Below are 19,317 nucleotides of genomic sequence, written 5' to 3' on the forward strand. Positions count from 1 at the left end.
CCCATGTTGAATTTAGAGCAGCACGCGCATAAGCGCATCATTGTCTGCCGCGTCGGCTACGACGATATCCGTCCAGCCCAATTGGCGGGCTAACGCCCCTAATCGTTCACTCACCACAATCAGCCGGCAGGCAAGCAGCCAGGAGTCGCGATAGTAAGCAGGAATTAAAGTATAGAATTGTTGTAACATTTCGCCGCTGGTTATGATCAAAGTATTTATACCCAGTTGCAGGCATCGCCGACTTTGCTCATCGCCGTCGTAACTCACCGGGCTGCGGCGGTAGCATTCGCAGTAACCGACGTCCACGCCCCGTTGACGCAGCGTCTGTTCAAGAACTTCCCGTCCGCCGTTACCGCGCAGAATCAAGGCCCGCCGCCCCGACACCCGTTGCAGGGCGGGAAGGTCGAGCAAATGCTCGCTGCTTTCGCCGTCGCGGGGATAGTCAACGTTTAATCCGCTCAAGGTGTGCAGCAGTAATCCGCTGGTACGGCCTACGGCGAAATAATTGAGCTGCGGGGGCCACGCCAGTCCTTGCCGGGTCAGCAAAGCATGCGCGTAATCAATGGCATATTTGGATACCGCGAACAGCATATCCCCCGCCGTCAATGCCTCAAGGCGCGACGGCAATAATGCCAGTTCCTCGCCGGGAGAGAATTCAATCAAGGGTAAATGCCAGGCGGATTGTCCCCGGGAGCGCAGGCGATTGACCAACTGTTCGCCGGCCGGTGATGGGCGGGTGACCAGTATCGTCATTGCGGCGGGTTTCCCCGGTAGACCTGGTCGAGAATTTCACGGGCGCCGTCCCGCAGCAGTTCTTCCGCCAGCGCCTCGCCCAGTGCTTGCGCCTCGGCGAGCGGGGCGCTGCGCTGCGCGCGGATTACCCGGCTGCCGTCCGGACTGCCCACCAAGGCCCGCAGCCACAGCCGGTCGCCGTGGATTTCGGCATAGCTGCCGATAGGAACCTGGCAGCCGCCGTCAAGACGGGCGTTCATGGCCCGTTCGGCGCTGACCCGAATGGCGGTTTCCCGATGATGAAGGGGTTCCAGCAGCGTGATCGTGCGGCTGTCGTCCAGTCGGCATTCGATGCCCACCGCGCCCTGGCCGACGGCGGGCAGGCACGCTTCAGGCTCAAGAGGCGATCGGATCCGATCTTCCAGGCCCAGCCGCTTAAGGCCGGCCACCGCCAGGATCACCGCATCGTAGTCTCCTTGATCCAGCTTGGCCAGACGGGTGCCCACGTTGCCGCGCAGATCGCGGATGATCAAATCCGGCCGGCGTTCCCGCACCTGGCACTGCCGGCGCAGGCTCGAGGTGCCCAGCACCGCCCCCGGCGGTAAATCTTCCAGGCTATGGTAACGGGAAGAGACAAAGGCATCGCGGGGATCTTCCCGTTCGCAAATCGTCACCAAACCCAGCCCGTCGGGAAAGGAAACCGTGACGTCTTTCATGGAATGCACGGCGATATCGGCGCTGTCTTCCAACAGCGCCCGCTCAAGTTCCTTGATAAATAAACCTTTGCCGCCGACTTTGGCCAGCGGGGTGTCCAACAAAACGTCGCCGCGGGTTATCAGCGGCACCAGCTCCACCCGCAGATTCGGATGATGCCGCAGCAGCTCCCCCTGTACGTACCGGGCTTGCCACAATGCCAGGGGACTTTGCCGGGTGGCGATCCTTATCAGGTTATCTTGCATAGTGTTCGTTACCGTTTTAATCATTCACCGCCCATCCTATCATTGGATCCTATCATTGCATCCTATCATTGATGGTAAGGCTCTGTAAGGTATAGGGATCGGGGGGGAAAAGCGTCGGGCAACCCGCCGACATCTTGGAATTAAAGGTAGCAACAGGGAAAAGTGTTATAATTAATGAGTAGCTTAACTTCCTTTACGGTCAAACAGCAAGGTGTTAAATTGATCACGTTTCCAGCAATTACCAGCCGAGCATTCTTCTAATAACATTATATGCGGGCGGCTTTGGAAACGGGATTTTTTAGGCACCGGGATAACCAGGCGAGACGTCTTGTACTTCTATATCGAGACACTGAAACAGAGACTGGACGCGATCAACCAACTTAGGGTGGATCGGGCATTGGCGGCCATGGGGCCGGCCTTTCAGCAAGTCTACAGTCTGCTGCCAACCTTATTACATTATCATCACCCAATGCTTCCGGGTTACCTCGAAGGTAACGTACCCTGCGGCGTTTGCTTTTACACGTCCGATGATAAACAAACCGCCTTGCTCACCGAGATGACCAAAAAATCGGCCATTCCGCTGGTGGCTCCCGTGAGCGGCGAACGGCCCATTACCGGCGTCTACTCCATGGGCAGCACGTCTTCCATCGGCCAGAACGCCAATTCGGATCTGGATGTCTGGGTCTGTCACCAGTCCTGGCTCGACAATGTGGAACGGGCCCAATTGCAGCGCAAATGCCTGCTGCTGGAAAAATGGGCGGCGGCCCAGGGCGTGGAGGTCAATTTTTTCCTTATTGACGAAAATCGCTTCCGCCACAATGAAAGCGGCAATCTCGGCGACGATGATTGCGGATCCACGCAGCATATCCTGCTGCTGGACGAATTCTACCGCACCGCGGTACGCATGGCCGGCAAACGCATTTTGTGGAACATGGTGCCGGGTGATGAAGAAGATCATTACGATGAATATGTGATGTCGCTGTATGCCCGCGGCGCGCTGACCCCCAATGAGTGGCTGGATTTGGGCGGCCTGGGCACGCTTTCCGCCGAAGAGTATTTCGGCGCCAGCCTGTGGCAGCTTTATAAAAGCATCGACTCCCCCTATAAAGCGGTGCTGAAGACCCTGCTGCTGGAAGCCTACTCCTGGGAGTATCCCCACACCCAGCTGCTGGCGATGAATATCAAGCAGCATCTCCATGACGGCGAGATCGTCTCTTTCGGCCTGGATCCCTATTGCATGATGCTGGAACGGGTCACCCATTACCTGACCCAGATTAACGACATGACCCGGCTGGATCTGGTGCGGCGCTGTTTTTACCTTAAAGTCTGCGAGAAATTATCCTCCACCCCGGCAAGCGTGGTCTGGCGGCGGGAGATCCTCAGCCAGCAGGTGAAGGAGTGGGGCTGGGACGAAGCGCGTCTGAGCATGCTCGACGATCGCGCCAACTGGAAAATCGGCCAGGTGCGGGAAGCGCATAACGAATTGCTCGACGCCATGATGCAAAGCTACCGCAACCTGATTCGTTTCGCCCGGCGTAACAATCTGAGCGTCAGCGCCAGCCCGCAGGATATCGGGGTATTGACCCGCAAGCTCTATGCGGCATTCGAGGCGCTGCCCGGCAAGGTCACGCTTATCAACCCGCAGATTTCCCCGGATTTATCCGAGCAGCACCTGACGTTTATCCATGTGCCGCAGGGGCGGGCCAACCGGGCCGGCTGGTATCTGTATAACCAGTCGCCGTCGATGGAATCCATCATCAGCCATCAGCCGCTGGAATATAACCGCTATTTGAACAAGCTGGTGGCCTGGGCCTGGTTCAACGGCCTGTTGACGCCCAAGACCTGCCTGCATATCAAAGGCAGCGATGTGTGCGATCTGGGCCGGTTGCAGGAACTGGTGGCGGATGTGTCCCGCACTTTCCCGCTACGGGTTCCGGTGCCGACGCCCAAGGCGCTGTACAGCCCATGTGAAATCCGCCATCTGGCCATTATTGTCAATCTCGAATACGATCCCACCGCCGTTTTCCGCAATCAGGTGGTGCATTTCGATTTCCGGAAACTGGATGTCTTCAGCTTCGGCCAGCAGCAGGAGTGCCTGGTGGGCAGCATCGATCTGCTGTACCGCAACTCCTGGAACGAAGTGCGTACCTTGCATTTCAGCGGCGAGCAGGCGGTACTGGAAGCGTTGAAAACCATTCTCGGCAAGATGCATCAGGATGCCTCGCCTCCCGACACGGTGGAAGTGTTCTGCTACAGCCAGCATTTGCGCGGCTTGATCCGAACCCGGGTACAGCAGCTGGTGTCCGAATGTATCGAACTGCGGCTCTCCAGCACCCGCCAGGATCCGGCCCGTTTCAAAGCGGTGCGGGTTGCCGGCCAGACCTGGGGGCTGTTCTTCGAGCGTCTGAGCGTATCGGTGCAGAAGCTAGAAAACGCCATTGAATTTTACGGCGCCATTTCCAATAACAAGCTGCACGGCCTGTCCATCCAGATGGAAACCGATAAGGTGCATTTGCCGCCGGTGGTGGACGGCTTTGCCAGCGAAGGCATCATTCAGTTCTTCTTCGAAGAGAGCGCGGATGAACAGGGTTTCAATATTTATATTCTTGATGAAACCAACCGGGTCGAGGCATATCATCATTGCGAGGGAAGCAAGGAAGAGCTGGTGCGGGATGTGAGCCGTTTTTATTCATCATCCCACGATCGTTTTACCTACGGTTCGAGCTTTATCAACTTCAATTTGCCCCAGTTCTACCAGATTGTGCAGCTTGACGGGCGTATCCAGGTGGTGCCGTTCCGCAACAGCGTGCTGTCGCATCTGGTGGCCGCCGCTCCCTATGATCAGGATGCCTCTGCGCAGCAGGCGCGGTCGAACTGAACCTTCCGGTTTTGGCAACTGTCCCGCCTGCCGCGTCGTCTTGCGAACGTCCCGCATATCCTCAACCCAGAGCGCCAAGGGGGCCGCTAAACGGTGTAACCTGGCGTGCTTCCTATCGATTCCTATTGCTTTTCAAGATCCAACTGCGATGATAGAGGGCTTGAGAGCATGAATGACAGGTAATGAATCGGATGAATAGTCAATTACGCCCCCTGATAACGGCGTTTTTAGTACTGGGATTGTACGGATGCGGGTTAAAAGGGCCGCTTTTTATGCCGCCGGCGCCTAAAACCACCGCTAAACCCGCTGAGACTCACAAGCTGACCACGACGGACACTTCCAGCCAATCACCGGTGCAAACGGCGAATCCGGGCAGCAATGCGCCTCATTCAGGGGATTCTGTCGTACCGTAAAAGTACCCCAAGTAGAATCGCATAGTGTCGTAAAAGTGTCGCAACTGGTGCTCAAAACGCGATTCTGTCGCATCCAGACAAGAGAAGCGCTATGCTGCGCACAGGGTAAGTCAGCGGAGTTCGATATGCAGTTTTCCAAAATGCACGGTCTGGGAAACGACTTTATGGTCGTTGACGCCGTTACGCAAAACGTCTATTTTTCGCCGGAGCTTATCCGTCGTCTAGCTGACCGGCATTGCGGCGTGGGGTTCGATCAACTGCTGGTGGTGGAGCCCCCGTACGATCCCGAACTGGATTTTCACTACCGTATCTTCAACGCCGACGGCAGCGAAGTGGCGCAATGCGGTAACGGCGCCCGCTGTTTCGCCCGTTTCGTCAGAATGAAAAGTTTGACCAATAAGCGGGAATTACACGTCAGTACCCAAACCGAGCGGATGATCATCACCATTACCGATGATGATCAGGTGCGGGTAAATATGGGCGAGCCGAAATTCGAGCCGCAGGACATCCCTTTTCGCGCCGCCAAAGCGGAAAAAACCTACATTATGCGGGTAGCGGAGCAGACGGTGCTGTGCGGCGTGGTCTCCATGGGTAATCCCCACTGCGTTATTCAGGTGGAGGATACCGACGCCGCGCCGGTATCCTCCCTCGGTCCGCTGCTGGAAAATCACGAGCGTTTTCCCGAACGGGCTAATATCGGTTTTATGCAGGTGGTCAATCCCCAGAACATTCGCCTGCGGGTGTTTGAGCGCGGGGTGGGGGAAACCCAGGCTTGCGGCAGCGGCGCCTGCGCCGCAGTGGCGGTGGGCATCCTGCAGGGCGTACTGTCGCAACAGGTGAAGGTAGATTTACTGGGCGGCAGTTTGGAAATCAGTTGGAAAGGTCCGGGCAACCCGCTCTTTATGACCGGGCCGGCGGTGCATATCTACGACGGGTTTATTCATCTATGAAGAATATCGGGGAGCAAGTCGAGACGGCGCCGGTCCTGGACGACAGTACGGTTTCGCAATTCCTGGTACAAAATCCGGACTTTTTTATCCGCAACGCTCTCCAGGTCGAACAGATGCGCATTCCCCATGTCAACCGGGGCAGCGTCTCCCTGCTGGAGTGGCAGATAACGCGCCAGCGCCGGCATATCCAGCAGTTGGAAGAGGACATCGGCCGGCTCATGGAGGCGGCGGCGGATAATGAACAGCTGTTCAATCGCCTGCTGGATTTGCAAACCGACCTGGCTACCGCCGAAAGCCTGCAGGATTTCCTGAGCCGGCTGCAACGCTGGGCGCGCAGCCTCGGCTTATCCGGTGCGCATGTGCGTTTATTCACCGATAAATGGCTGATTGGCGCGCCGTCGGATTTCACCCATCTCGGCCTGTCCAGAACCGCCTTTGAGCCTTTGCGCATCCAGCGCCTAGGCCAGGGTAATCATTATCTGGGCACCCTTAACGGCCCGGAGCTGCTGCTGTTGATACCCCAGGCCAGACAGGTCGGTTCGGTGGCCATGACCCTGATGGGTGATGACGGCTCCCTCGGCGTGGTGATCTTCACCAGCCGCGACAGCCAGCATTATCAATCCGGCATGGGCACCGTTTTATTGCAACAACTGGCCGCTCTGCTGCCCGGTTTGCTGGTGCGTTGGGTCGCTCGGCTATGACCGCCGGAGAATCGCCCCTACAGCCGAAGGTGGACGCCTTTTTGCGCTATCTGCGGGTGGAGCGGCAATTGAGTCCGCTGACCCAGGCCAGTTATGCCCATCAGTTAACCGCGCTGGTGGTAATTGCCGACGATCTCGGCGTCGCCGAATGGACGCAGCTGGACGTAAGCCATGTGCGTTCGATGGCGACCCGCAGCAAGCGCCAGGGCTTACAGGCCGCCAGCCTGGCATTGCGTCTGTCGGCGCTGCGCAGTTTTCTTGATTTCCTGGTGGGACGGGGAGAGCTGAAGGCCAATCCGGCCAAAGGCGTTTCCGCGCCCCGCAACGGCCGCCATCTGCCGAAAAACATGGACGTAGACGAAGTCGATCGCCTGCTGGACATTGACAGCACTGACCCGCTGGCGGTGCGCGATCGCGCCATGCTGGAAATCATGTATGGCGACGGCCTGCGTCTGGCGGAAATGGTGAATCTCGACTGCGGCCATATCGATTTGGACGCCGGTGAAGTGAGAGTGGTGGGGAAGGGCAACAAAGAGCGCAAGCTGCCGCTGGGCAAATCCGCCGTCGCCTGGCTGCGGCATTGGCTGGCGCTGCGGGAATTTTTCGCCCCCGAGGATAATGCGGTATTTTTGGCGAAAACCGGTAAACGCATCTCCATGCGCAATGTGCAAAAACGTTTTGCCGAATGGGGAATAAAACAGGGCGTTGAAAGCCATGTCCATCCCCATAAGCTGCGCCATTCGTTCGCCACCCACATGCTGGAATCAAGCGGCGATTTAAGGGCGGTGCAGGAATTGCTGGGCCATGCCAATCTCTCCACCACGCAAATCTATACTCACCTTGATTTTCAACATCTGGCCCAGGTTTATGATGCCGCGCATCCCAGGGCCAAGCGAGGGAAGTCTTGATGCGTTTTTACCGTCCCCTGCGCCCCCTGCGGGCATTAACCTTTGATTTAGACGATACCCTGTATGATAACCGGCCGGTGATCGCCCGTACCGAACGGGAATCGCTGCTGTTTTTGCAGAATTATCATCCGGCCCTGAAATCCCTTGACGCGTCATACTACCGCCGTATCCGGGCCGAGCTGCGCCAGCGGGAGCCGGAAATCTATCACGATGTGACGCGCTGGCGCTGGCGCGCGCTGGAACAGGGCTTGCGCAATCAGGGATTCAGCGATGCCGAGGCCGGCGCCGGCGCGGATGCCGCCATGGCGGAGTTCGCCCGCTGGCGCAGCAGCATTGATGTTCCCGCTATCACGCACCAAACGCTGCGCGCTCTCGGCGCACGCTGGCCGCTGGTGGCCATTACCAACGGCAATGCATCGCCCGCGGCCTGCGGCCTGGCCGGCTATTTTGCGTTTGTGCTGCGCGCCGGTCCCGACGGGCGCGCCAAACCTTTTCGCGATATGTACCATTTGGCGGCGGAAAAGCTCGGCCTGTCGCCGCAGAGTATTCTGCACGTGGGCGATGATTTGGCGGCGGATATTACCGGTGCCGTACAAAGCGGCCTGCAGGCCTGCTGGATAAACGATCGCGGCGGCAATTTCCGCCAGGCCCCCGACGCCCGCTTGTTGCCGCATTTGGAAATTTCGCGGCTGGAATCCCTTACAGCCTTGCTATAAGCATCGCGGTTGCTGTATAAATAACCAGTATATACGTACTAAAAGGCTCTTTATGGACGTCACTGAACTGCTTGCTGGCCTGAATGACAAACAACGCGAAGCCGTCGCCGCCCCGCGGGGCAACCTGTTGGTGCTGGCCGGCGCGGGCAGCGGTAAAACCCGGGTTCTGGTGCACCGTATCGCCTGGCTGCTGTCGGTGGAAAACAGCTCGCCCTATTCCATCATGGCGGTGACCTTCACCAATAAAGCCGCGGCGGAGATGCGCCATCGCATCGAGCATCTGCTCGGCCCGGGCCAGGGCGGCATGTGGATCGGCACCTTCCATGGTCTGGCGCACCGCTTATTGCGTGCCCATCATATGGATGCCGGCCTGCCGCAGGATTTTCAGATCCTGGACAGCGAGGATCAGCTGCGGCTGCTCAAGCGGATCATCCGCGCGCTGAATATCGATGAAAAGCAGTGGCCGCCCCGGCAGGCCATGTGGTACATCGGCGGCAAAAAAGACGAAGGGCTGCGTCCGCAGCATGTGGAGACCTACGGCAACCCCATTGAAGCCACCTGGCTGCGTATTTATCAGGCCTATCAGGAGGCCTGCGATCGCGCCGGGCTGGTGGATTTCGCGGAACTGCTCCTGCGCGCCCATGAGCTATGGCTGAACAAACCGCATATCCTGCAGCACTATCGCGATCGGTTCCGCAATATCCTGGTGGATGAGTTCCAGGATACCAACCGCATTCAGTACGCCTGGATCCGCCTGCTGGCCGGCGACCAGGGCAACGTGATGATCGTGGGGGACGACGATCAGTCCATCTACGGCTGGCGCGGCGCGCAGGTGGAGAATATCCAACGTTTCCTTGATGACTTTCCCGGCGCGCAGACCGTCCGCCTGGAGCAGAACTACCGCTCCACCAGCAATATCCTGACGGCGGCCAACGCCCTGATTGCCCATAACGGCAGCCGGCTGGGGAAAAACCTCTGGACCGAGGACGCCGCCGGAGAACCCATTTCCATTTACTGCGCGTTTAACGAACTGGACGAAGCGCGCTTTGTGGTCAACCGCATCAAAACCTGGCAAGAGGGCGGCGGCGCCCTTAACGACAGCGCCATTCTTTACCGCAGCAATGCCCAGTCCCGCGTCTTGGAAGAAGCTCTGCTGCAAAGCGCCATGCCGTATCGTATCTACGGCGGCCAGCGGTTTTTCGAACGGCAGGAAATCAAGGACGCACTGGCCTATCTGCGCCTTATCGCCAACCGCAACGACGACTCGGCCTTCGAGCGGGTGGTGAATACCCCCACCCGCGGCATCGGCGATCGTACCCTGGATGTGGTGAGGCAAGCGGCCCGGGATCGCCAGCTCACCCTTTGGCAGTCCACCCGCGAGTTGCTGAATGAGCAGGTACTGGCCGGCCGCGCCGCCTCGGCCATGCGGCGCTTTATCGAACTGGTGGACGCCCTGGCGGAAGAGACCGCCGATCTCCCCCTGCACGTGTTAACCGACCGGGTGATCAAGAACTCCGGGCTGTGGATGATGTATGAGCAGGAAAAAGGCGAAAAAGGCCAGGCGCGCATCGAAAACCTGGAGGAACTGGTAACCGCCACAAGGCAGTACAGCTACCAGGACGAGGATGAAGATCTGATGCCGCTGCAGGCCTTCCTGTCCCATGCCGCGCTGGAAGCCGGCGAAGGGCAGGCGGACGCGTATCAGGACGCGGTGCAGCTGATGACGCTGCATTCCGCTAAAGGCCTGGAGTTCAGGCAGGTGTTTATCGTCGGCATGGAAGAGGGCATGTTTCCCAGCCAGATGTCACTGGATGAGGGCGGACGTCTGGAGGAAGAGCGCCGGCTGGCCTATGTGGGCGTCACCCGGGCCATGGAAAAACTGACCCTCACCTACGCCGAAACCCGCCGCCTCTACGGTAAAGAGGCCTTTCACCGGCCGTCGCGGTTTGTGGGCGAACTGCCCCAGGAGTGCGTGGAAGAGGTGCGTCTGCGGGCCAGCGTGTCGCGGCCGGCGAACCATCAGCGCATGGGGACGCCCCTGAGCGAAAACGACAGCGGCTTCATCCTGGGGCAGCGGGTGCGCCATCCCAAATTTGGTGAAGGAACCGTTATCAATCTGGAAGGCAGCGGCGAGCACAGCCGCTTGCAGATAGCCTTCCAGGGGCAGGGCATCAAATGGCTGGTGGCGGCCTATGCCCGGCTGGAGACGGTTTGACTCAGCCTGTGCCGTGCCGGCCGGTATAAAAAATATCCGCGCCGGCAGGCTCCTGCGGCAGACGTCACAAATAATTCATCAATCAAAAAGCAGATTGTGCAAAAAATAGGCCATTGTGTCGTCGTTGCATATTGACAGCCTTTTTAATCTCGGCGTAACATGCGCGCACTATGATTGTGAGAGGATTACGCCTTGGACGCCCCCAGTAGATACTGGCTCGATAATCTGTTTATCAGGTACCACTAAGGCTTCCCCTATGCTGATGGCCTTAGCGGTTGTCAGCGACCCGCATGTATGTGTCGCGCTGAGTCAGATCTTTGATGGTCTGGAACTTGTCGGTGACATTCTCACCCCCCGGTTTCTCCTCTAATGCGTTTCCCGCTAGACACCGCTAAGGAAGCCATGGCGTATGCTTAACGCGTTTAAATTGGATCATAATCGCCTATCCCGTCTTGAATTGGATGAAGGCGATACGTTAACCGGTTCTCTCTGGGTGGATCTGATCGAGCCCGAGAACGGAGAGCGCGAAAAAGTTCAGGATGAGCTGGGACAAAGCCTGGCGACCCGCCTCGAACTGGAGGATATCGAAGCCTCCGCCCGTTTTTTCGAAGACGAGGACGGACTGCATATCCATTCGTTCTTTTTTTATGAAGACGCTGAGGATCATGCCGGTAACGCCACGGTAGCGTTCACCATCCGCGACGGCCGCCTCTATACCCTTCGCGAGCGTGAACTGCCGGCGTTCCGGCTGTACCGCATGCGCGCCCGCAGCCAGACCCTCACTGACGGCAATGCCTATGAGCTGCTGCTGGATTTGTTCGAAACAAAAATAGAGCAGTTGGCTGACGAGATTGAAAACATCTACAGCGATCTGGAAGCGCTGAGCCTGGTCATTATGGAAGGGCATCAGGGCGATGAATACGATGAAGCCTTGTCTACCCTGGCGGAATTGGAGGACGTGGGCTGGAAGGTCCGCCTGTGCCTGATGGATACCCAGCGCGCGCTCAATTTCCTGGTGCGCAAGGCGCGTTTACCTTCCGGCCAGCTGGAGCAGGCGCGTGAAATCCTGCGGGATATCGAATCGCTGTTGCCCCATAATGAATCGCTGTTCCAGAAGGTCAACTTCCTGATGCAAGCGGCAATGGGCTTTATCAACATCGAGCAAAACCGCATCATCAAAATCTTCTCCGTGGTATCGGTGGTCTTTCTGCCGCCGACGCTGGTGGCGTCCAGCTACGGCATGAACTTCGAGTTTATGCCCGAGCTGAAATGGTCGTTTGGCTATCCCGGCGCCATTGCATTGATGATCCTGGCAGGCCTGGCGCCTTACCTGTACTTCAAGCGTAAAAACTGGCTATAACGCTGAGGGCGCGCCGGAAATAAGAAGATAATTTGTACGATAATTACTTATCTTGTTTCTGGTTTATGCTAAAACAATATGTTTTAGCATTACAGACAATTAACAATGAAACATTTGCCGTTATCTCTCCAGTGGCTGATATTGCTGTTTTTCTCGTTGGCGCTGGGGTCCGCCCTGCAGTTGTATCACCTGCCGGCCGCCCTATTGCTCGGCCCGATGCTGGTGGGCGTGGTGATGGCTCTGTCCGGATCAACCCTGCATATCTCGCCTAAGGTTTTTATCGCTTGCCAGGCGGTGATCGGCTGCATGATAGCCTTGGTGCTCTCTCCGTCCATTCTCGGGATCCTGGTATCCTATTGGTGGCTGGTGGTAGTGGTGGTCTTGATGACGCTGGTGGCCAGCGGCCTGTCCGGCTTCCTGCTGGTGAGGTTCAGCAGCCTGCCCGGACCTACCGGGGCATGGGGCTCCTCGCCGGGAGGCGCGTCGGCCATGGTGGCCATGGCGGGGGAGTTCGGCGCGGATGTCAGGCTGGTGGCGTTTATGCAATACCTGCGCGTCTTGTTTGTGGCGGCGGCCGCCGCGATGGTAGCCCACCTCAGCCTCGGCGCGCAGAATAACGCGTCGGCGGAGATAATCTGGTTTCCCCCACTGGACTATCGTTTTGCCGCGACGCTTATCATTGCCGCCGTCGGCGCCTGGCTGGGCAGAAAACTGCATATACCGGCCGGGGCGCTGCTGATTCCCATGCTGGCGGGGGCGATGCTGCATATTACCGGTACCCTTACCATACAGGTCCCGCAGTGGCTATTGGCGCTGGCCTATGCTTTTATCGGCTGGAGCGTCGGCTTGCGGTTCACCCCGGCCATTGTGTTGCAAGCCTTGAAAACCCTTCCGCAGATGGTGGCGTCCATCGTGGGATTGATTCTGCTGTGCAGCGTGATGGCCTGGATTATGACCCTCTTGCTGCCGGTGAGCCTGCTTACCGCCTATTTGGCCACCAGCCCGGGCGGATTGGACACTGTGGCCATTATTGCCGCCGGCAGCCATGCGGATATGAGTTTTGTAATGGCCATGCAGAGCCTGCGGCTACTCTCCATCCTGTTGCTCGGCCCGGCCATAGCGCGCTTTATTTCACGCAATGCCGCGCCGCCCGTGGCGTGATTTTTTCTGCCAAAGCACGGCGTCGAAGATAAACACGGCCAGCGCCAGCCAGATAAAGCTGAACGCGTAGAGCTTGTCTTGGGTCATGGCCTCGCCATAGCAGAACACCGCCAGTAAAAACATCAGCGTCGGGCCGAGATACTGGAAAAACCCCAGGGTGGAAAGCCGCAGATTATTGGCGGCGTCGGCAAACATCAGCAGCGGCACCGTGGTGATGATCCCCGCCGAGATCAGAAGCAGATTCAGCGACAGGCTGTTATCCCCCAGGTGGCTGGTGGGGCTGTCGGCGAAGTAGAACAGATACCAGGCGCCCACCGGCAACAGCCATAAGGTTTCAATCAGCATGCCGATTTGCGGGTCGATGCCGAGCCTCTTTCGCAGCAGGCCGTAAAAGGCAAAGCTGAAGGCCAGGCCAAGGGCAATGAGCGGCAGCGAACCGAATCTCCACAGCTGCATCAGCACGCCGCATGCCGCCAGCAGCACCGCCAGCCATTGCAATTTCCGAAACCGCTCGCCGAGAAACAGAATGCCCAGCAGGATATTCACCAGCGGGTTGATAAAATAACCGAGGCTGGCTTCCAGCATATGGCGATGATTCACCGCCCAGATGTACAGCAGCCAGTTGCCCCCCACCAACAGCGAGGTCAGGCCCAGCATCAGCAGCGTCCTGCGCTGGCGGAATATTGCCCTGACCTGCGCCCATTTGCCGCAAAGGGTCAACAACGCCGCCATGAAAAATACCGACCAGATAATCCGGTGGGTCAGGATCTCGGTGGCGGGCACCTGCTGGATCTGCTTGAAATAGGCCGGCGCCAGTCCCCAAATCAAGTATGCGCCGAGCGCGCATAACACGCCTCGGCGCGTGGATTGTTTATACATGAATCAACCAACGGCAGTAAAGAAGCCAGCAAGTATAAGCCAAGCCCGTCGGGTTTGGCAGAGAGTAAGGTTTTCGTTAAAAAAAATCATGTTTTGGCAAATCGTGATAAATAAAAGCTTATCGTTAATGAAAATAGCTATTTGTGTGTAAACTAATTCAATTGCATACTTTTTGCGTTGCGCACTTAGGAGATAAAAAATATGCGTAAGCTTTTGGGGGCCGCAGTACTTTTGGCAGGATCATCCACCGCTGTATATGCACAAGAAGCGACAGTAAAAACCGTTCCGGATGCACCCCCGGTCCGAGGCAGTATTATCGCCAATCTGCTGCAGGACCACGATAATCCTTTCCTTCTTTATCCCTATGAAAGTAACTATCTGATTTACACTTATACCAGCGACATCAATAAAGAGGCCATCAAGAGCTACGACTGGTCCGATCATGCCCGCAAAGATGAACTTGATTTCCAACTGAGCCTGGCATTCCCCCTCTGGCGCGGTATCGCCGGCGACAACTCGTTATTGGCGGCGTCCTATACCCAGGGATCCTGGTGGCAGGCCTCCAATACCAAAGAGTCCTCACCGTTTCGCGAAACCAATTATGAACCGCAGCTGTTTCTCGGCTGGGCTACCGACTATGATTTCGCCGGCTGGACACTGCGGGATGTGGAAGTGGGCGTCAACCATCAGTCCAACGGCCGGTCGGATCCCACTTCACGCAGCTGGGACCGCGCCTATACCCGCCTGATGGCGCAAAACGGCAACTGGCAGGTGGAGCTGAAACCCTGGCTGCACTTCGGCAGCATGGATGATAATCCGGATATCTCCAAGTACATGGGTTATTATCGTCTGAAAATCGGCTACGCTTGGGGACCCAGCGTGTTTTCGGTGGAGAGCCATTATAACTGGAACAGCGGTTACGGCAGCGGCCAGCTGGGTTGGAGCTATCCTCTTACCAAACACGTACGTTTCTACACCCAGCTTTTTAGTGGTTACGGCGAGTCGCTAATTGATTATAATCACCGCCAAACCCGAATCGGCGTGGGTTTCATGCTTAACGACATGATGTAAAATGTTGCGGTGTTAATGACGGGCGCGGGAAATGGCGCTGTTCTGCAGGGAATAAGTTGGGGATGATGTGTCGACGGCGTTGGTGATAGATCGGGAAGCGCTGGCTGAACAGGTGTTGCACGACACCTTCGGCTATCAGCAATTCAGGCCGGGTCAGCAAGCATTGATTAATGCCGTCATGGGCGGCAGGGATTGTCTGGCGGTTATGCCCACCGGCGGCGGCAAGTCCTTATGCTACCAGATACCCGCCCTGGTGATGGAGGGGCTGACGCTGGTGGTCTCGCCGCTGATTTCCCTGATGAAGGATCAGGTGGATCAGCTGCTGGCCTACGGCGTGGCCGCCGCCTGCCTGAACTCCACCCAGACCCGCGAGCAGCAGCATGAAATCATGGCGGCATGCCGTGAAGGACGCATCAAACTGCTCTATATCGCCCCCGAGCGTCTGATGATGGACAACATGCTCGATCAACTGCTGCAATGGCAACCGGCCATGATTGCGGTGGATGAAGCCCATTGCATCTCCCAATGGGGCCATGATTTCCGTCCGGAATACCGGGCGCTGGGGCAAATCAAGCGGCATTTCCCCGGTCTGCCGTTTATTGCCCTTACCGCCACCGCGGACGATACCACCCGGCAGGATATTGTCCGCCTGCTGGACTTGCAGGATCCGCTGATTCAAATCAGCAGTTTCGATCGCCCCAATATCCGCTATACGCTGGTGGAAAAATACAAACCTTTCGAACAGCTGTGGCATTTTGTGCAGGGGCAGCGCGGCAAATGCGGTATTATCTATTGCAATAGCCGATCGCGGGTGGAAGATATCAGCGCGCGCTTGCAAAGCAAGGGCATCAGCGCCGATGCCTATCATGCCGGCCTCAGTAACGATCGGCGCGGGCAGGTGCAGGAGGCCTTTCAGCGCGATGATCTGCAGATCGTCGTGGCCACGGTGGCTTTCGGAATGGGCATCAACAAGCCCAATGTGCGCTTTGTGCTGCATTACGACATCCCTCGCAATATCGAATCCTATTATCAGGAAACCGGCCGCGCCGGCCGCGACGGCCTGCCGGCGGAAGCCATTTTATTTTACGATCCGGCGGATATGGCCTGGCTGCGCCGCTGCCTTGAGGAAAAACCTCCCGGCGAGCAGCAGGATATCGAGCGCCATAAGCTCAACGCCATGGGCGCCTTTGCCGAAGCGCAAACCTGTCGCCGGCTGGTGTTGCTGAATTATTTCGGCGAGGGCCGCCAGCAGCCCTGCGGCAACTGCGACATTTGCCTCGATCCGCCGAAGCGCTACGACGGGCTGGAAGAGGCCCGCAAGGCCCTCTCCTGCGTTTACCGGGTGGGGCAGCGTTTCGGCATGGGCTATATCGTCGAGGTGCTGCGCGGCGCCAATAGCCAGCGTATACGGGAATATGCCCATGACCAGCTGCCGGTATACGGCATCGGCCGCGATCGCACCAGCGAGCATTGGGTCAGCGTGCTGCGGCAGTTGATTCACCTGGGATTGGTAAGCCAGAATATTACCCGGCATTCGGCGCTGCAGTTGACCGAATCGGCCCGTCCGGTGCTTCGGGGCGAAGTGCCTCTGATGCTGGCGGAGCCGCGGGTGGCGAACCTGAAATCCCGCAGCGCGCCGAAAACCTATGGCGGCAACTATGACCGGCAACTGTTCGCCAAGCTGCGTAAACTGCGCAAGTCCCTGGCGGACGAGGCCAACGTGCCGCCCTATGTGGTGTTCAATGATGCCACTCTACTGGAAATGGCGGAACAATTGCCGGTCACCGCCAATGATTTATTAAGGGTGAACGGCGTCGGTCACCGCAAGCTCGATCGTTTCGGCATGCCTTTCCTGACGATCATCCGCGATCACCTGATTGACGACGACGCGCTGCCGGTGCGCTGATGCGCCGAGAATAGAATCAAGATACCCACACACCTGCAGCTTGAAGTATGACGGGTAGAGAGGAGAGTAGATAATGTTAATGTTGTTCGCCACCGTGGCCATGGTCCATCTGATTGCGCTGATGAGCCCGGGGCCGGATTTTTTCTTCATCTCCCAAACCGCGGTCAGCCGTTCCCGCCACGACGCCATGCTGGGCGTGCTGGGCATCAGCCTCGGCGTTGCCGTTTGGGCGGCGCTGGCGTTAATGGGCCTGCATCTGCTGCTGACGAAAATGCAGTGGCTGCATAGCATTATCACGGTGGGGGGCGGTATGTATCTTTGCTGGCTGGGCTGGCAGTTGCTGCGTTCCGCCCGCCATCCCGGGACACAAACCGCCGAGCCGCTGCCGCATCAGGGATATAGCTTTTTGCGCGGCCTGTTTACCAATCTGGCCAACCCCAAGGCGCTGATTTATTTCGGCAGCGTCTTCTCGCTGTTCGTCGGCGATAATGTCGCCGCCGGCGCGCGCTGGGGCCTGTTTTTCATGATCGTCGGCGAGACCCTGTTCTGGTTCACGCTGGTGGCGATAGTGTTCGCCCTGCCGGCCATGCGCCGCGGCTACCAGCGCCTGGCGCGCTGGATAGACGGCGTGGCGGGAGTATTTTTCGCCGGTTTTGGCATCAGCCTGATTATTTCGCGGTAGCCAGCAGCGCGCCCACCATGATAAACAGCGAGCCGAAAGTGCGGTTTAGCCGCCGCATTTGACGGGGTCCTTTCAGGGCATGGGCAATGCGGGTTGCCAGGCCGGCATAGCCAATCATGACAATAATATCCATCACCAGGGTGGTAACGCCAAGCACCAGGTATTGCGCCCCCTGGGGATGTTGCGGCAGGACAAATTGCGGGAACAGCGCCGCCAGGAAGACGATGCTTTTGGGATTGGTGAGGTTGACAAAAACACCGCGCCGGAACAATTGCCGGCGCGGCATTTTGCCTGGCGGAGCGGCAAGGGTAAAGGTGCCGGCGGCGCGCCATTGCTGGATGCCCAGCCAGCAAAGATAAGCCACCCCCAGCCATTTCAGGATTTCAAATGCCAGCAGGGAATGCGAGAACAGCGTTCCAAGCCCGATACCCACCAACAGAATATGCGTGGCCAGGCCCACCTGCAGCCCGGCAATGGACGCCACGGCGCCCCGATAGCCATGGCTGATGCCGGTGCTCATGGTATTGATGGCGCCGGAACCGGGGGAAAGGCTGAGGAGGGTTGTGGTCAGGAGATAGGTAAGCCACCAGTCCCAGGTCATTAAATGCGCTCCCTATATAGGTATTTTAATATCACTGCAACCCGAATAGTTTAGGTTGTATTACAATGTAAGCTTTTCCTCTACTTTACAGCAATATTTTCCGGCGCGCCGGACCTTAATTCTTTTGCCCCGCGTCATGCCAGGAGTATCAAGGGTGGTTTCAGGACATAAACAGAGCTGGTTGACACGCGAAGAACAATTCGCTGCTTTTTACACCGGCCCGCTGTTGGATTTTTGGCGCCGGCGCGAGGAGGGCGAATTTATCGGCGCCCAGGGTATGCCGATTCGTTTTGTCCGTTTACGTTCTCCCCGCCATAATAAAGTGGTGGTTATCAGCACCGGCCGCATCGAAAGCTACGTTAAATATCCTGAAATCGCTTATGATTTGTACCATTGCGGTTATGATGTGATGATAATCGATCATCGCGGCCAGGGGCGATCCGGCCGCCTGCTGGCGGATACCCATCGCGGACATGTTCTGCAATTCAATGATTATATTGCGGATTTTACTCAATTCTGGCAATGTTACGTTGAGACAGGTGGTTACAGCCGCCGTTTCGCCCTGGCGCACTCCATGGGGGGCGCGATATTGGCTTTGTTCCTGGCCGCCTACCCTGAATCCTGCGATGCCGCGGTATTATGCGCCCCCATGTTCGGTATCCGTTTACCGATGCCGCACTGGCTGGCCTGGAAGATACTGGAATGGACCGAACGGCGGCCCGCCATGCGCGATTATTACGCAATCGGCACCGGCCAGTGGCGTCCGATGCCTTTTATGCTTAATTTGCTGACCCACAGCTGGCAACGCTACCGGCGCAGTTTACGGTTTTATGCCGACGATCCGGAATTACGGATTGGCGGCCCGACCTATCATTGGGTCAGGGAGGGAATTCTGGCGGGCAACGATATCCTGGCCAAGGCCGCCGCCATTACCACGCCGCTGCTGCTGCTCCAGGCCGGTGAAGAAAAGGTTGTGGATAACCGTAGCCAGAATGCTTTCTGCCGGGCCATGGCCGACGCCGGTCACCCATGTGAAGGAAATAAACCCGTCAGGATCGAAGGCGCCCGGCACGAGATACTGTTCGAGAAGGATCCCTTGCGCGCCCAGGCGCTGAACATCATCACCGCTTTTTTCGCGCGGCATCATTAATTTTATTCCGGCGGTCTTCACCGTCGCTAACGCCA

17 protein-coding genes are annotated in these 19,317 nt (G+C 57.6%); 13 read left to right on the forward strand and 4 right to left on the reverse strand.

The window, feature by feature from the left end:
- Positions 1-12: 12 nt before the first annotated feature.
- Both hemD and hemC read right to left on the reverse strand, forming a co-directional pair.
- A complete protein-coding gene (hemD, locus tag ACL2XJ_RS09670) occupies positions 13-753 on the reverse strand; it encodes a uroporphyrinogen-III synthase (protein WP_132923809.1) in 741 nt (246 codons plus the stop codon).
- A complete protein-coding gene (gene hemC, locus ACL2XJ_RS09675) occupies positions 750-1,691 on the reverse strand; it encodes a hydroxymethylbilane synthase (protein ID WP_413726366.1) in 942 nt (313 codons plus the stop codon). Before hemC ends, hemD begins: the two co-directional genes overlap by 4 nt.
- A 328-nt stretch (positions 1,692-2,019) precedes the next feature.
- On the opposite strand from hemC, the gene ACL2XJ_RS09680 reads away from it, so the two are divergent.
- The 9 genes from ACL2XJ_RS09680 to ACL2XJ_RS09720 all read left to right on the forward strand — a co-directional run bounded on the left by ACL2XJ_RS09680 (position 2,020) and on the right by ACL2XJ_RS09720 (position 12,993).
- Positions 2,020-4,569 (forward strand): class I adenylate cyclase, encoded by a 2,550-nt coding sequence (locus ACL2XJ_RS09680; protein ID WP_413726367.1) that lies wholly within the window; start codon positions 2,020-2,022, stop codon positions 4,567-4,569.
- A 191-nt stretch (positions 4,570-4,760) separates the two neighbouring features.
- On the forward strand, positions 4,761-4,982 hold the full coding sequence (gene lptM, locus ACL2XJ_RS09685) for an LPS translocon maturation chaperone LptM (protein WP_413726368.1): 222 nt from the start codon (positions 4,761-4,763) through the stop codon (positions 4,980-4,982).
- Positions 4,983-5,107: 125 nt separating this feature from the next.
- Entirely contained in the window at positions 5,108-5,932 is an 825-nt protein-coding gene (gene dapF, locus ACL2XJ_RS09690) for a diaminopimelate epimerase (protein ID WP_132923805.1), read from the forward strand.
- Complete coding sequence (locus ACL2XJ_RS09695) at positions 5,929-6,633, forward strand: DUF484 domain-containing protein (protein WP_413726369.1); 705 nt, start codon at positions 5,929-5,931, stop codon at positions 6,631-6,633. The genes dapF and ACL2XJ_RS09695 overlap by 4 nt, the downstream gene beginning before the upstream one ends.
- Positions 6,630-7,541, forward strand: coding sequence for a tyrosine recombinase XerC (gene xerC / locus ACL2XJ_RS09700; protein ID WP_132923803.1), 912 nt, complete (start codon positions 6,630-6,632; stop codon positions 7,539-7,541). The genes ACL2XJ_RS09695 and xerC overlap by 4 nt, the downstream gene beginning before the upstream one ends.
- A complete protein-coding gene (gene yigB / locus ACL2XJ_RS09705) occupies positions 7,541-8,257 on the forward strand; it encodes a 5-amino-6-(5-phospho-D-ribitylamino)uracil phosphatase YigB (protein ID WP_413726370.1) in 717 nt (238 codons plus the stop codon). Before xerC ends, yigB begins: the two co-directional genes overlap by 1 nt.
- Before the next feature lie 52 nt (positions 8,258-8,309).
- Positions 8,310-10,472, forward strand: a complete 2,163-nt coding sequence (uvrD, locus tag ACL2XJ_RS09710) for a DNA helicase II (RefSeq protein ID WP_132923801.1) — start codon at positions 8,310-8,312, stop codon at positions 10,470-10,472.
- Between the two features lie 409 nt (positions 10,473-10,881).
- Positions 10,882-11,832 carry a magnesium/cobalt transporter CorA gene (corA, locus tag ACL2XJ_RS09715; RefSeq protein ID WP_132923800.1) on the forward strand — a complete coding sequence of 317 codons (951 nt, stop codon included), beginning with the start codon at positions 10,882-10,884 and terminating at the stop codon, positions 11,830-11,832.
- Positions 11,833-11,937: 105 nt separating this feature from the next.
- On the forward strand, positions 11,938-12,993 hold the full coding sequence (locus tag ACL2XJ_RS09720; protein ID WP_413726371.1) for an AbrB family transcriptional regulator: 1,056 nt from the start codon (positions 11,938-11,940) through the stop codon (positions 12,991-12,993).
- Here the strand turns inward: ACL2XJ_RS09720 and rarD are convergent.
- A complete protein-coding gene (gene rarD / locus ACL2XJ_RS09725) occupies positions 12,964-13,872 on the reverse strand; it encodes an EamA family transporter RarD (protein WP_132923798.1) in 909 nt (302 codons plus the stop codon). The two genes, ACL2XJ_RS09720 and rarD, sit on opposite strands and share 30 nt — an antisense overlap.
- Positions 13,873-14,073: 201 nt before the next feature.
- On the opposite strand from rarD, the gene pldA reads away from it, so the two are divergent.
- The 3 genes from pldA to rhtC all read left to right on the forward strand — a co-directional run bounded on the left by pldA (position 14,074) and on the right by rhtC (position 17,531).
- On the forward strand, positions 14,074-14,943 hold the full coding sequence (pldA, locus tag ACL2XJ_RS09730; protein WP_203524336.1) for a phospholipase A: 870 nt from the start codon (positions 14,074-14,076) through the stop codon (positions 14,941-14,943).
- 67 nt (positions 14,944-15,010) lie between these two features.
- Positions 15,011-16,849: an ATP-dependent DNA helicase RecQ gene (gene recQ / locus ACL2XJ_RS09735; protein WP_132923796.1), complete on the forward strand. Its 1,839-nt coding sequence runs from the start codon at positions 15,011-15,013 to the stop codon at positions 16,847-16,849.
- Positions 16,850-16,922: 73 nt separating this feature from the next.
- Positions 16,923-17,531 (forward strand): threonine export protein RhtC, encoded by a 609-nt coding sequence (gene rhtC / locus ACL2XJ_RS09740; RefSeq protein WP_132923795.1) that lies wholly within the window; start codon positions 16,923-16,925, stop codon positions 17,529-17,531.
- Here rhtC and rhtB read toward each other — a convergent pair.
- Positions 17,518-18,132 carry a homoserine/homoserine lactone efflux protein gene (gene rhtB / locus ACL2XJ_RS09745; RefSeq protein ID WP_203524334.1) on the reverse strand — a complete coding sequence of 205 codons (615 nt, stop codon included), beginning with the start codon at positions 18,130-18,132 and terminating at the stop codon, positions 17,518-17,520. The two genes, rhtC and rhtB, sit on opposite strands and share 14 nt — an antisense overlap.
- 154 nt (positions 18,133-18,286) lie before the next feature.
- Here rhtB and pldB point away from each other — a divergent pair, with 154 nt between their 5' ends.
- Positions 18,287-19,282: a lysophospholipase L2 gene (gene pldB, locus ACL2XJ_RS09750; protein WP_413726372.1), complete on the forward strand. Its 996-nt coding sequence runs from the start codon at positions 18,287-18,289 to the stop codon at positions 19,280-19,282.
- Positions 19,283-19,317: the final 35 nt, after the last annotated feature.

It is taken from the genome of Sodalis sp. RH16 (assembly GCF_047324245.1).
In the GTDB taxonomy this organism is placed as follows: domain Bacteria; phylum Pseudomonadota; class Gammaproteobacteria; order Enterobacterales; family Enterobacteriaceae; genus Acerihabitans; species Acerihabitans ligni.

Coding starts and splice junctions, on each gene's coding strand:
- xerC (WP_132923803.1), top strand. CDS start 6,630: ATGACCGCCGGAGAATCGCCCCTACAGCCGAAGGTGGACGCCTTTTTG.
- yigB (WP_413726370.1), top strand. CDS start 7,541: ATGCGTTTTTACCGTCCCCTGCGCCCCCTGCGGGCATTAACCTTTGAT.
- uvrD (WP_132923801.1), top strand. CDS start 8,310: ATGGACGTCACTGAACTGCTTGCTGGCCTGAATGACAAACAACGCGAA.
- corA (WP_132923800.1), top strand. CDS start 10,882: ATGCTTAACGCGTTTAAATTGGATCATAATCGCCTATCCCGTCTTGAA.
- pldA (WP_203524336.1), top strand. CDS start 14,074: ATGCGTAAGCTTTTGGGGGCCGCAGTACTTTTGGCAGGATCATCCACC.
- dapF (WP_132923805.1), top strand. CDS start 5,108: ATGCAGTTTTCCAAAATGCACGGTCTGGGAAACGACTTTATGGTCGTT.
- ACL2XJ_RS09695 (WP_413726369.1), top strand. CDS start 5,929: ATGAAGAATATCGGGGAGCAAGTCGAGACGGCGCCGGTCCTGGACGAC.
- lptM (WP_413726368.1), top strand. CDS start 4,761: ATGAATAGTCAATTACGCCCCCTGATAACGGCGTTTTTAGTACTGGGA.
- ACL2XJ_RS09720 (WP_413726371.1), top strand. CDS start 11,938: ATGAAACATTTGCCGTTATCTCTCCAGTGGCTGATATTGCTGTTTTTC.
- rhtB (WP_203524334.1), bottom strand. CDS start 18,132: ATGACCTGGGACTGGTGGCTTACCTATCTCCTGACCACAACCCTCCTC.
- hemC (WP_413726366.1), bottom strand. CDS start 1,691: ATGCAAGATAACCTGATAAGGATCGCCACCCGGCAAAGTCCCCTGGCA.
- hemD (WP_132923809.1), bottom strand. CDS start 753: ATGACGATACTGGTCACCCGCCCATCACCGGCCGGCGAACAGTTGGTC.
- rarD (WP_132923798.1), bottom strand. CDS start 13,872: ATGTATAAACAATCCACGCGCCGAGGCGTGTTATGCGCGCTCGGCGCA.
- rhtC (WP_132923795.1), top strand. CDS start 16,923: ATGTTAATGTTGTTCGCCACCGTGGCCATGGTCCATCTGATTGCGCTG.